An 11510-nucleotide genomic window follows, 5' to 3' on the forward strand; every position below is an offset into this window, starting at 1 on the left:
ATGATCGAGGATTCGGGCGACCGGCGTTGCGGAACGTCCCGGCGGTGCCGGATGGTAAAAGCAGGCATGACCAACTTGCACTCTCCCTCCTCCTCGGCGGGCGTCCGATGACCGCCGGAATCGACACCCCCGACCGCCGGGGCCGCACCGGACTCGACCGCACCGGCAGGGACCTCACCGGCAACCCGCGGGTCAGGGTGCGGGACGTGACCCTCCTGTCCAGCTACTGGTACGTCGAGCGCACCACGACGTTCGACTTCCAGCACGCCGACGGCACCTGGAGCACCCAGGAACGCGAGACACACGACCGCGGCAACGGGGCCACCATGCTGCTGTACGACGCCGAACGTGAAACCGTGCTGCTCACCCGCCAGTTCCGCTTCCCGGTCTACGTCAACGGCCACCCCGACGGCCTGCTGGTCGAGACCCCGGGCGGACTGCTCGACGACGAGGACGAGCACCCCGAGATCGCCGTACGCCGCGAGGTCGTCGAGGAGACCGGCCACACCATCGGCGACGTCCAGCACGTCTTCGACGTCTACATGAGCCCGGGCTCGGTCACCGAACGCGTCAGCTTCTACGCCGCCAGCTACGGCCCCTCGACCCACACCCACGAGGGTGGCGGCCTGGACGAGGAGGGCGAGGACATCGAGATCCTCGAACTGCCCTTCCGCCGGGCCCTGGAGATGATCCGCACGGGAGAGATCGCCGACGCGAAGACGATCATGCTGCTGCAGTGGGCGGCACTGGAGGGGCTGTTCAGCAAGTAGGCCCGGTAGGACCGAGCCCTTGACTTGAAGTGCGCACGAAGATGAAGACTCCCGTTCGTGCCGCCCGAAGGCGGGCGCACGAACGGGAGGACACCATGAAGTACCGCACCATCGGTAGTGACCCGAACACCCGCCGTGAGGTCAGCGTGCTGGCGCTCGGCGCGATGCTCTTCGGCTCCCGGACCGACGAGGAGACCTCCTTCGCCGTGCTCGACCGCTACGTCGAGGCCGGCGGGAACTTCATCGACACGTCCGACAACTACGCCTTCTGGGTCGACGGCAGCCAGGGCGGCCAGAGCGAGGAACTCCTCGGCCGCTGGCGGCGCAGCCGCGGCATCGGCGACGAGATCGTCATCGCCACCAAGCTCGGCGCCCGCCCCCTGGCCCCCGGCACGAGCTACGTAGACAACGCGGAGGGCTTGTCGGCGAAGGTGATCCGCGAGTCGGCCGAACGCAGCCGCGAGCGCCTCGGCGTCGAGAAGCTGGACCTGCTCTACGCCCACATCGAGGACCACACCGTCCCCCTGGAGGAGACCGTCGAAGGCTTCGCCTCCCTGGTCGAGGAGGACACGGTCGGCCTGCTCGGCGTCAGCAACCACGCCGTCTGGCGAGTGGAACGGGCCCGCGCGCTGGCGGTCGCCGCGGGCCTGCCCGGGTACGAGGTGCTCCAGTACGAGCACAGCTACCTCCGGCCCCGGACCGACGTGCCCGGCGACCTCTTCCCCGACGGCAGCCTGGCCGCCGCAGGCCCGGACCTGTTCGGCTACGTCAGGGCCGAGCCCGCCCTGACGTTGGTCGCCTATTCACCCCTGCTGAAGGGCACGTACGCCCACCCCGACCGCCCCTTGCTCCCTGGCTACGACCACCCGGGCACCCCGCCCCGGCTCGCGACCCTGCGCGAGGTGGCCCGGGAAACCGGCGCGACCGTCAACCAGGTGGTGCTGGCCTGGCAGATCGGGGGCGAACTGCCGGTCATCCCTCTCGCGGGCGCGTCGTCCCTGGCCCAGCTGGAGGAGAACCTGGCGGCGGTGGAGCTCGAGCTGACGGGGGAGCAGCGGGGGCGGTTGGACGGGGTGCACTGAGGCCGGCCTGCCTCAGCTAGTACTCCAGCTGTAGATCGTGATCTTCATGGGTGATGGGTGGCCTGCCGTTCGTAGTGGCAGGCCCGGGACCGGGCCTGATGGCGTCGTCGCCAGTCGGACCAGCCGAGGCGATGTGCGGCTGGTGGGACGGCGGTGATGAGTGCGGTGAACAGGTGCTGGATCTCGTTGCAGGTCAACGGGATCAACCCGTCCGGGGCCGGATGGCGGCCGCGTTCGTGGGCGGTGGTCGCGGCCAGAAAGGCATGGGCGAGCATCGTGAGGGTGACCCAGCGGTGCCAGGACGTCCAACGCCTGACCTGGTGTTCGTCCAGCCCGGCCAGGCCCTTGGCGGTCTGGAACGTCTCCTCGACGGTCCATCTGCGCCCGGCCACCCGCACCAGCGTGGTCAGCGGAACAGGGTCGGCCGAGTAGCAGCGGTAGAAGGCGAGTTCGCCGCTGCTACGGTTGCGGCGAACGAGCAGATAGCGATGACCGGGACGGTCGTCGGCGACGTCGGCCAGGGCCCAGTCGTAGAAGCGGTGCCCCTTGGCGCCGGCGCCTGCGGAGAGCTTCTGCCAGGCTCGTTTCGGCAGCTTCTTGACCAGGGCATCGGCCCGTACCTTGCCCGCCCGGGTGGCGATCCGGTGATCGCAGGCGACCGCGAGGACGTAGCCGACCTGGCGGTCTTCCAGCGCGCCCCGCAGTTGCGGATTGCCTCCGTAGACCTCGTCAGCGGCCACCCAGGGCGCCTGGATCCCGGCATCCAGGGTCCGGTTGATCATGCGTGCGGCGAGTTGAGGCTTCGTGGCGAAGCCGACCTCCTCGGGGATCCCGGCCAGCCGGCAGCGGGTCGCATCCTGCGTCCACGAGCGCGGCACATACAGTTCCCGGTCGATCGCCGCGTGGCCGCGCGGGCTGGAATAGGCGAGGTAGACGGCGACCTGGCTGTTCTCGATGCGTCCGGCGGTGCCGGTGTACTGGCGTTGCACGCCCACCGTGGCCGTGCCCTTCTTCAGGTCCCCGGTCTCATCGACCACCAACACGGCGTCTTTGTCGTGCAGTTCCTCGACGACGAAGCCGCGCAGGTCGTCACGGACCGCGTCGGCATCCCACTTCGCCCTCGACAGGAGATGCTGCAGGCCGTGCGGGGTCGCATCCCCGGCGTGCTCGGCCAGCGTCCAGCAATTCTTGCGTGGCAGGTCCGACAGGAGCCCGAGCACGAACTCCCGTGCCCGCCGCCGCGGTTCCACCCGGGCAAACCGCCCCGCAATACGGCCCATCAGGACCTCGAACGTGTCCTGCCAGCGGGCAGGATCTATGCTGTGACCTGCGGCCACCTTCTGATCTTCTGTCTTCACACACCGATGATCACCGGTGGCCGTAGCCGTTCCAGGACCGGCTCCGACCAGCAAGATCACGATCTAAGCTGGAATTCCAGGAGCTTGATGCGGTCCGTGGCGGCGGCCTTCGATTCCACGGACTGGGCTTGCCTGTAGCCCGGGGACCACCTACGCACCGCCGTCGGTCGACTCAGAACCGGCCCGGGCGGTTCAGGATCTTGTAGCAGGTGAACGCGCTGGCCAGGGTGAGCAGAGCCGTCATCGTCGTCTCGCGAACGCGGAGCTTTCTGGTCCTCGCTCATAAGGCCTCAGCCTCCGGCCGACCAGGACACGATGTGGTCTGGGATGATCGTGACGATGGTGCGTAGGTCCGACCAGCGGGCAACGTAGCCCTCAACGTCCTCGGGGGCGAGGTAGCGGCGGGCGATCGCCCGAGCCTGCTCGACCGTGGCGGCGTCATTTGCAGTCGCGACGGTCGCGCCTCCGCGCATCATGACTGCTGGGTAGGGCTCCTCGAAGGTCTGGACGGAGAAAGCAAGCCTCGGGTCACGCAGCAGGTTGCGCACCCAGACGCGTGTTTCGGTCGTCCAGATCGTCACGGCGCCTGAGTCCCACCGAAACCAGACCGGGATGACGTGTGGTGATCCGTCACGACGCAAGGTTGCAATGACACCAAGTGGGGTGGGGAAGGTCTGGGCGAGGAATGCTTCCAGTTCCGCTTCGCTCATGCTCATGATCTCGTACCTCTCAGGAGTCCAGGCTTGCTGTCTCGACACGTGCCCGTCTCAGTGCGCCTCGTGCAGGTTCAGGACCGCGACGCCGACGATGATCATCGCGATCCCTGCGACCTTGGCCAGGTCGAGGCGCTCTTGGAGGAACAGCACGCCGATGACCGCAATGCCGGCGGTGCCGAGGCCCGACCAGATCGCGTAGGCGACCGAAACCGGGATGTTCTGGATCACCATGACCAGCAGCCAGTACGACAGTGCGTAGCCAAGTAGCACCAGCCCGGTCCAGAGGGGGTCGCGGAAGCTGTCGGTGCGTGGCAGCGATGCGGTCGCGGCGACCTCGACGCCGATGGCCGACAACAGCAGCACCCAGGCCAAACCCATGACGCACCTCTTGTGTAGCGACTGCTACGACTGTAGCAGTCGCTACAATCGGGCTCAACGGGACGAGGAGGCGTCATGGTCCGAAACACCGCGCGACGTGAGGAGCTGGCCGCGCTGGCGACCGACTACGTGCTCGACCACGGCCTGATCGGCCTGAGCCTGCGACCCCTCGCCGCAGCGATCGGCACCAGCGACCGGATGCTGCTCTACCACTTCGCAGGCAAGGACGACCTCGTCGCCACCGTGCTCCGGATTTCCAACGACCGGTCGGTCGAGGCCGTCCGGGCGCTGCCGCGGTCCCAGAGCGTGCGCACGGCGGTCCTGGACCTGTGGCGGGCCAGCACCTCGGACGAGTCCGACCACTGCCACCGGGTGTACGTCGAGGCCGCCGCCCTGGGTCTACTCGGGCGTGAGCCCTACGTGTCGGTTGTCCGCGAGGCCAACGAGCGCTGGGTGGAAGCCCTCGCCGACCATCTGGTCGCTGCGGGCTGCACGCGGGAACGGGCGGGGCGCGCGGTGGCGCTGCTGGACGCCGCGTTCATGGGCCTGCAGTTGGACCTGCCGCTCGATCCCCATGAGTCCCACCGCAAGCGCGTGGTCAGCGACCTGGCGGACGCGATCGCCGCATTCGCGGGAGGCTGACCAGCACTGGTGATATCCGTCCACAGCGGGTCCCGCCGACTGTGTGCCAAAGGCCCCCGTGGCCGCGGTCCGCCAGTCCGGGCCCTCGTCACGCCCGTCCTCGACGGGCCGCCGGCGCAGGGAGCCGATCCAGCCGTGTCGCACATCAGCTGGCGGACCCGTGTCGCACATCACCCGACGGAGCACAGCGATGTCTGGGTCGATGTGGTGAATCGCGTCTTCTCTCGGTCAAGCCCGGTCCCGGTCCCGGTCCCGGGTCTGCCACTACGAACGGCAGGCCACCCATCACCCATGAAGATCACGATCTACAGCTGGAGTACTAGGCAAGGTGCGGATCGTCATTGATGATGTCTGTTGCCACGCCGATGAACGTGTTGCCGGTCGAAGTTCCCAGAGCACCCTTGTAGTTGTAAATGGCCCACTGCATGGCGTTGAACGTGTTGTCGTACACATTCGCGCCTATGTAGTAGTTGATGCTGACGCCGAACCTGTTCGCGCTTCCGATGTCGTGGATGTTGTTGTTGAAGACGTTTACGTTCTTCGCGGCGTTGAACGGACCGCCGTTGATTCCGATGATCAGGATGCCGTCCGTGAACCTGGTTCCGCTGATGTCGTTGTCATGGATATTGATGTTGTTGGCTGCCGCGTTCTGGAATCCGCTGTAAACGATGCCGGGCAACGTGCCCGTACCGGTCGTCGAGCCGCCGACGATCGTGTTGTGGTGAATGAACACGTCGGAGAGGGTGTCTGTGGCTGTGTTCGGCTCGAGGTCGATGGGTCCAGGCATCGTGGAACGCGAACACTTGGTAAAGGTGTTGTGGTGCACGTCTATCTGCGTACCGGTGATGATGGAGACACCGTTCCGGTTGAAGTAGTCGGACGTGAACGTGTTGTTCGGCCCGATGGTGCAACTCTTTGCGGAACTCCCGATGTTCACATAGACGCCGTCGCCGATGATGTTCCTGAACTCGCAGTTCTTGACGATCACATTGCTGACGTTTCCCTGGATCCGCACGCAGTGGCGGAACTGGGACCAGGTGGACCCCTGGTTCGCGGCACGCCCGTCGAACTTGAGGTTGTCGATCGTGACACCCGATCCACGCACCATAAGGATCTCGTCGCTGTGAGTGGTCGACTCGGTGGAGTTGTCCGGGAACCGCAGGGTGGAACCGTTGCCCTCGACGTAGCAGTTGGCCGGAATCGACAGCGAAGTGACCGTGTACGTCTTGCCCGCCGGGAAGACGAGGTGCTTGCCGGCGGCGGCATTGGCCGCCAGCTGGGGCGTGGGGTAATCCGCCACGAGAACGTTGCCGCTGCTGCGGGAAGGGCGTAGCCCTGCGGCCAGAAGGGGGATTGACGCTAGCGCCAACATCGACCTGCGGGGGATAGAGCTGGAACTGGAGAATATCTCCGCCGGCGATCTCCGTGCTCCGAACAAATCAAGAACTCCATGCCTAGCAATCATAGCGGTCGGCACCGCTCGAGTGGGGCACTCTACCTCAAGTCTTCTAAAGCGCCAGGCCGGGTGTCCCAGGGGCTTTCCCCGACTTGATCTTTATTGGCGGCGTTTCTTTGCGGACTGTGAGCATGTGGCGGAGATACCGGCTTCGGGTTCGTTCCGCTGGGCAATAACTCGGCCTGCAGCGGGGTGATGATGCCTTCAAATGACCGAGCGTCAGAAAGCCTGCCGTCGGTCAGTCGAAATCCGCCTGCATAAACGGCAGTTACCGACGTAAGTGATCAAGTGTCAAGGGCGACTACTGCCGAACCTCACCGACGCCCCGAGCGGGCCCACCTCGACGCGGCTACCCGCCGCCCGCGGTGGTTGCCGTCGGGAGACTCGACTCCGCCCCCCTCACTCCGCTTCGATGAAGCGGTCGAGCAGCGCGTCCAGCCCGGCCGCCAGGCCCTCCGGACCGCCCCGTGCCTCGAGTACGGGGGCGGTTTCCCGGAGCCTGGGCAACTCGTGGGGCGGCATGCGGTGCAGTCCGAGACGGAAGCCGGGGTCCGGCTCCTCCGGGTTGTCCACCATGGGCCGCAGTTCCGCTGACACATAGCCGAGGAGCCACGCGGTGTAGGCACGGAATAGGTCGGAGGTGCGGGCCGCGTCCAGACCGGCCTCACCGAGCAGGGTCAGCACCCTCTCGTGGTCCTTCAGGACGGCGAGGGGGCGCTGGGCGAGCGGGACCGCCAGCATGCGCGTGGTGAGCAGTGGGACGGCCTGGGGGTGGGCGAGGCAGACATCGTACGTCGTCCGCGCGACACGGTGTAGCTCGCTGCGCCATCCGGGTTCCTCGGCCTTCGTTTCGGGGTCTGGTTCGGCGGCCAGACGTTCCTCCAGCTTCAGGTAGAGGGCCTCGACCAGGCCGTCCAGCAGGGCGTCCTTGCCCTCCGCGTACCGGTAGAGCGCCATGGCCTCTACACCGAGCTCGGCCCCCAGCCGGCGCATGCTCAGCGCCGACAGGCCCTCCCGGTCCACCAGCTCCAGCGCGCTGGCCAGCACGCGCTCCCGGCTCAGGCGGCCGTAGCGGCCGCGGTCGCTGGCGCGGCGCGCCGGACCGGCCCCGGCCTCCGGGCCCTTCCTTCGTGCCTCGGCCCGCTCCTTGGTCATTCCACGCCTCCAGATGGTTGGCCCACGTCGTGGTCCTGCTCGTGTTGACTCTACGCAGTCACGGGCGCAAAGTGTATGTATACGTCGTAAATATACGCCTACCCGGCGCGTCGCGGCATTGCCGTTCCCCGGAGCGCAGGAGTGGGGAGCATGAAATGACAGTCCATCGGCTGAGGCCCCGGCAGGAGTCGGTCGAACCGGCCTGGACCGCCGCGAACGGCGTGTCCTTCGCCGGTGCCCGCGCCGCCGAGAAGCCGGCGGAGCCGGATGTGCCGTTCGCTCTGACCTCGATCAGTCCGCAGGCCCGGCGAGCGGCACAGCGGGTGCTCGCTTCCGGCTGGGTCACCACCGGCCATGAGACCGAGCTGTTCGAGAACGAGTTCGCGGCGTACGTATCGGCCGCACACGCCGTTGCGGTGAGTTCGTGCACTGCGGCGCTCGAACTGGCGCTACGAGCTCTGCGCCTGCCGGCCGGCGGGACTGTCCTGGTCCCGGCCGTCACCTTCTGCGGCGCTGCCCAGGCCGTTCTGCACGCCGGACTGCGGCCCGTGCTGGTCGACGTCGACCCGCGCACCGCGATGCCGACGCCAGCTACCGTGGCCCAGGCGGCCCGGGTGTGCGGATGCCCTCAGGCGATGATGGTCCTGCACTACGGGGGGGCCCCGGCGCCCGTCGCCGACCTCGCGGAAGCCGCGCGGCTGCCCCTCACCCATGTCGTCGAGGACGCCGCCCATGCTCTGGGCACGTCGGTGGGCGACCGGCCTGTTGGCGGCCTGTCGCGGGCGACCTGCTTCAGCTTCTACGCCACCAAGAACCTGCCCATCGGCGAGGGCGGCATGGTCACCACAGACGACCCGGAGCTCGCCGAGCGAATCCGGCGGACTCGACTCCACGGCATGTCCGCCGACGCATGGCGACGGGCCCTGCCGGGAGGCAGCTGGCGGTACACCGTCGAGGAGGCGGGCCTGAAGGCCAACATGACGGACGTACAGGCAGCCATCGGGCGGGCCCAGCTGGACCGGCTCGACGACTGGCAGCGGCGGCGGCGGGCCCTGGCCGCACGGTACGAGGCAGCGCTGGCGACCGTACCAGGACTCCAGCCGCTTCAGTCCGCCACCCCGGGCCGGCACGCCCACCATCTTTATGTGGTGCGCGTGCTGGACGAGTACGGGACGGGCCGGGACCAGCTGATCGACCGCCTGGCGGAGCGCGGCATCGGCACCTCCGTGCATTTCATCCCCCTGCACCACATGCCGTACCTCCAGCACGCTGCGATCACTCCGCCGGGCGGCCTGCCCGGCGCCGACGCCCTGTTCCCGCAGTTGCTGTCGCTGCCCCTCTACCCGGGCCTGACCGAGCGGGCTGTCGACCGCGTCTGTGCGGAGCTGACCCGGCTGGCTCCCGCGGCCGCTGCCCACCCGGCGGAGACGCTACCGTCGGCCGGACTGCGCACCCTGGTGATTGGCGCTGGGGAGGCCGGAGAGGCACTCGCCCGGGATCTGGCGCACACCCCGCAGTTTGGGCTCGAGCCCGTCGGCTTCCTCGACGACGATCCGGCCAAACGCCGGGCCGGTGTCATCGGCGACCTGCCCGTGCTGGGAGGGCTGGACGACACCCGGACGGCAGCGCTGACCCACCGGATCGAGGTGGTGGTCGTCGCGATCCCCGGTCTTGGCCCGGAGCGCTTCAGCCAGGTGGCGCGGGCCGCCGGCGCCGCAGGGATGAGCGTGCGCTACCTGCCGTCGTTCATCGCGGCGCTCCGCCGCGACGTGATGGGCAGCGACATGCGGTCGCTGGACGTGCACGAGCTGATCGGCCGCGCCGAGATGCACGTGGTGAGCCCTGACGCGGGCTCGACGATCGCCGGGCGGCGAGTGCTGGTGACCGGTGCCGGCGGTTCGATTGGCAGCGAACTGTGCCACCAGGTGCGGGCTTTCGGCCCGAGCCGCCTCTTCCTGCTCGACCACGACGAGTCGAACCTGCACCGGCTCCAACTGGAGCTCTACGGCGATGCCCTGCGCGCCGACGACGTGGTGATCTCGGACATCCGGGACCGCCCCCGCATCGACCAGATCTTCCGCGAACTGCGCCCGGAGGTGGTCTTCCACGCCGCCGCGCACAAGCACCTCCCACTCCTTGAGCTGCACCCCTGCGAAGGCGTGAAGTCGAACGTCCGAGGCACCGAGAACCTGGTGCGCGCGGCCGCGGCGGCCGGAACCGCACGCTTCGTACTGATCTCCACCGACAAGGCGGCCGATCCGGTGTCGGTGCTCGGCGCGACGAAGCGGCTGGCCGAGCTCATTGTGCAAAGCGGCCAGCAGGACGCCCCGCCCGGCACCGTGTTCGCGGCCGTCCGCTTCGGCAACGTGCTGGGCAGCCGGGGTTCGCTGCTGTCGGTCGTGGCGCAGCAGATCGGCACGGGATCCCCGGTGACCGTCACCCACCCCGAGGCGACCCGGTTCTTCATGACCGTGGAGGAGGCCGTCGGCCTGGTCCTGGAGGCGGCGCGCATGGCCCGCGGCGGTGAGGTGTTCGTCCTGGACATGAGCGTCCCCGTGCGGATCGTGGACCTTGTCCGCAAATTCGCCCGCTCCGTGCACGTCCCCGACGTGGACATCCGCTTCACCGGCCTGCGGCCGGGCGAGAAACTCAACGAGACGCTGTTCGCCGCCCACGAGCTGCACGCGCGTACCGCCCACCCGCGTATCCTCGCCGCGACGTCCACCGCCCGGCATGAACGCCCGGCCGCCCTCGCCCAGAACCTCCCCGCCCTGTATACCGCGACGGAGCGCAACGACACCGACGAGACGCGCCGCGTACTCGCCGAACTCCTCCCCGGATTCCCCGCGTCACAGCCGACCCAACAGCCACACGCCGACATGGCCGTCCCTTACCCGGACGACTTCTGATGTCCGCGCCCCGTCAGTGGCCGGATTGGGCGCCCAGGCAGAGCGTCCGGTCCCCGCGCCGCTTTCTGCGCCGCGCGCTGGCGATCGCCCTCGTCGGCGTACTCGCACTGCTGGGCCTGGGCCTCGGCGGCGCCTGGTGGGCCACCAACCACTACGGCGACCAGGTCACCCGCATCCCCGATGCCTTCCCCACAGGCCCCCGCCCGCCCAAGCCCGAGGGGTACGACGGCGGTACGACCTTCCTGCTGGCCGGCGTCGACAGCCGCTCCAAAAAACCGACGACCGGCACCGACGCCGCCGCGCAGCTGTGGACGTACGGGGCACAGCGCAGCGACACGCTGATGCTGGTGCATCTCAGTGCCGACGAGGGCTCGGCGTCCACGGTGTCCATACCGCGGGACAGCTGGGTGCCGATTCCGGGCCACGGTTCCGCCAAGATCAACGCCGCGTTCTCCTGGGGCGGTCCGTCCCTCCTCGTCCAGACGGTGGAGCAGCTCACCGGGACCCGTGTCGACCACTTCGGCATCATCGACTGGCACGGCTTCAGGGCCCTCACCGACTCCGTCGGCGGTGTAGCCGTCACCGTCCATGAGGACTCCTACGACCCTGAGCAGCATCGGCACCTCACGGCCGGCACCCACGTCATGAACGGTGAGGACGCGCTGGCGTACGTGCGGCAACGCCACGGCCTCCCCGGCGGCGAGCTGGACCGCATCAAACACCAGCAACAATTCCTGCGCAGCCTGGTCGGCGAGGTGCGCGGCGGGGGCAAACTCACCGATCCGCGCGGCACCGATCGCATGCTGGACGCGATCACCCGCACCGTGAGCATGGACGACCGCATGTCCAACGGCGACCTGCGCAACCTCGCCCTCGGCCTACGTAACCTGGCCGCATCCGACGCCTCCTTCTCCACCGCGCCGATCGTTCGCTCGGAGATGATCAAGGGGCAGTACGCCCTGATCCTGGACCGACAGAAACTGCGGGAGACGTGGCGGGCGGCCGAGACGGGACATCCGCCCGGCACCGGGAAGTGAGGCACCC

Annotated in this window: 10 protein-coding genes; 5 read left to right on the plus strand and 5 right to left on the minus strand. The window is 68.3% G+C overall.

The genetic code is table 11. The features are described 5' to 3' along the window. Nucleotides 1-107: 107 nt before the first annotated feature. Nucleotides 108-770, plus strand: a complete 663-nt coding sequence (locus QFZ76_RS42170; protein ID WP_307678612.1) for an NUDIX domain-containing protein — start codon at nucleotides 108-110, stop codon at nucleotides 768-770. A gap of 95 nt (nucleotides 771-865) precedes the next feature. After that, nucleotides 866-1852 (plus strand): aldo/keto reductase, encoded by a 987-nt coding sequence (locus QFZ76_RS42175; RefSeq protein ID WP_307678613.1) that lies wholly within the window; start codon nucleotides 866-868, stop codon nucleotides 1850-1852. Between the two features lie 44 nt (nucleotides 1853-1896). On the opposite strand, the gene QFZ76_RS42180 is transcribed toward QFZ76_RS42175, so the two are convergent. The 3 genes from QFZ76_RS42180 to QFZ76_RS42190 form a co-directional block, all read right to left on the minus strand. Further along, nucleotides 1897-3132 (minus strand): IS701 family transposase, encoded by a 1236-nt coding sequence (locus QFZ76_RS42180; protein ID WP_307679931.1) that lies wholly within the window; start codon nucleotides 3130-3132, stop codon nucleotides 1897-1899. A 368-nt stretch (nucleotides 3133-3500) separates the two neighbouring features. Next, on the minus strand, nucleotides 3501-3926 hold the full coding sequence (locus QFZ76_RS42185; protein ID WP_307672521.1) for a TIGR03618 family F420-dependent PPOX class oxidoreductase: 426 nt from the start codon (nucleotides 3924-3926) through the stop codon (nucleotides 3501-3503). A 51-nt stretch (nucleotides 3927-3977) separates the two neighbouring features. Next, complete coding sequence (locus QFZ76_RS42190; protein ID WP_307672522.1) at nucleotides 3978-4304, minus strand: multidrug efflux SMR transporter; 327 nt, start codon at nucleotides 4302-4304, stop codon at nucleotides 3978-3980. Between the two features lie 75 nt (nucleotides 4305-4379). Here QFZ76_RS42190 and QFZ76_RS42195 point away from each other — a divergent pair, with 75 nt between their 5' ends. Next, nucleotides 4380-4946 (plus strand): TetR/AcrR family transcriptional regulator, encoded by a 567-nt coding sequence (locus QFZ76_RS42195; protein WP_307672523.1) that lies wholly within the window; start codon nucleotides 4380-4382, stop codon nucleotides 4944-4946. Nucleotides 4947-5265: 319 nt separating this feature from the next. On the opposite strand, the gene QFZ76_RS42200 is transcribed toward QFZ76_RS42195, so the two are convergent. Next, a complete protein-coding gene (locus QFZ76_RS42200) occupies nucleotides 5266-6246 on the minus strand; it encodes a hypothetical protein (protein WP_307678614.1) in 981 nt (326 codons plus the stop codon). A 555-nt stretch (nucleotides 6247-6801) separates the two neighbouring features. Then, entirely contained in the window at nucleotides 6802-7557 is a 756-nt protein-coding gene (locus QFZ76_RS42205) for a TetR/AcrR family transcriptional regulator (protein ID WP_307678615.1), read from the minus strand. A 155-nt stretch (nucleotides 7558-7712) separates the two neighbouring features. On the opposite strand from QFZ76_RS42205, the gene QFZ76_RS42210 reads away from it, so the two are divergent. Together QFZ76_RS42210 and QFZ76_RS42215 are read left to right on the plus strand one after the other, a co-directional pair. Beyond that, nucleotides 7713-10466, plus strand: coding sequence for a DegT/DnrJ/EryC1/StrS family aminotransferase (locus QFZ76_RS42210; RefSeq protein ID WP_307678616.1), 2754 nt, complete (start codon nucleotides 7713-7715; stop codon nucleotides 10464-10466). After that, nucleotides 10466-11503 carry an LCP family protein gene (locus QFZ76_RS42215; protein ID WP_307678617.1) on the plus strand — a complete coding sequence of 346 codons (1038 nt, stop codon included), beginning with the start codon at nucleotides 10466-10468 and terminating at the stop codon, nucleotides 11501-11503. The genes QFZ76_RS42210 and QFZ76_RS42215 overlap by 1 nt, the downstream gene beginning before the upstream one ends. Nucleotides 11504-11510 lie beyond the last annotated feature (7 nt).

Source organism: Streptomyces sp. V4I2, from assembly GCF_030817655.1.
GTDB classification, from domain to species: Bacteria; Actinomycetota; Actinomycetes; order Streptomycetales; family Streptomycetaceae; genus Streptomyces; species Streptomyces plumbiresistens.